Raw genomic sequence first — 1,180 nt, 5'->3', positions numbered from 1 at the left:
CTAGCCCTGCATAGGGCTAGATATAGCGATTAGACCCAATTCTCTAGCTTTAGACCATCAATCCGTTCAAATTCTTTTGTATTGTTCGTTACTAATACAACATCCAATGCCAAAGCATGAGCAGCGATCAGCATATCTAAGCTGCCAATCGGTTTACCTGTGGATTGAAGATCTTGGCGTAATTTGGCGTAATGCCAAATTGCTTGTTCATCGTAAGGAAGAATCTCTAAAGGTGACAAAAACTTGTTTAATGCCTGTTTATTGCGTTCAGATCCAGACTTCTCTACACCGAAAGCCAGCTCAGATGCCGTGATACTTGAAATCGCAAGCTGGCCGAGTTGATATTGCTTAAAGCGTTCAAAAATGTGTTGAGGCTTGTTGTTGATGACATAGATACAAATATTTGTGTCTAAGAGGTAAATCATTTGAACTCCTCACGGAACTGTTCGCCTTGATCAGCTCGCTCCAACTGGAATCCAACCTCAAACTCATTGATGGCTTCTAACATGACATCCCAAGGGTTATCGATTGGCATCAACAAAACGCCACGTCCGAAGCTTTTGATGGCCACTTCAGTGCCATTGAAACGAAAGGCCTTAGGCAAGCGAACCGCTTGACTGCGACCAGTTTGAAATACTTTGGCAATTTCCATGTTGACCTCCAGATACACAAGATATATATCACTGATATATACCATAGCATTAAAGTGTGTAGAGTCAAAGTACAATTAAAATCATGAGACAATAAAAAACCCCGACATCCTGTCGGGGTTTTTCGTATTGGGCTGTTAAGCATGACTCCTGTCTTGCTTCACGATCCTGGTGCGCTGATTTCTTATTGTTATCTGGAACATCCTGTTCTCAATGAGTTCATAATAGGAAATTGAACTGAGTATGGCTATTAGTGAATTTCCTGAATGGCTGTACGCCATAGCGTACATGGACATATCCTCAAATTATCCCGATATTTGTCCGCAGAAAATGGGGATAAAAGAGGGTTATTGAAGCCTTAAGAAATCAGGGAAAAACAAAATTTTGAATATTTTTTAACCTATTTTATTGGCTAAAAGTGACAAAAGTGCTTAAAAAGCAGCCGACATGTGTCTGAGTCGGCTTTTTAGTGTTTTTTGGGATTATGTAAAATTTACAAATTATTGATTTAATTAAAATATTTTAGATTG

At 39.2% G+C, this 1,180-nt stretch carries 2 protein-coding genes; both read right to left on the bottom strand.

The annotated features are described in order from the left end of the window. Window positions 1-29: 29 nt before the first annotated feature. Window positions 30-425, bottom strand: a complete 396-nt coding sequence (gene vapC / locus ACXM0J_RS18775; protein WP_086265275.1) for a type II toxin-antitoxin system tRNA(fMet)-specific endonuclease VapC — start codon at window positions 423-425, stop codon at window positions 30-32. Next, window positions 422-652, bottom strand: coding sequence for an antitoxin (locus ACXM0J_RS18770; protein WP_012268402.1), 231 nt, complete (start codon window positions 650-652; stop codon window positions 422-424). The genes vapC and ACXM0J_RS18770 overlap by 4 nt, the downstream gene beginning before the upstream one ends. Window positions 653-1,180 lie beyond the last annotated feature (528 nt).

It is taken from the genome of Acinetobacter sp. GRABPA_MV_2 (assembly GCF_056725885.1).
Note: the sequence above shows the minus strand (reverse complement) of the source record. Positions and strands in the feature narration are given on the sequence as shown.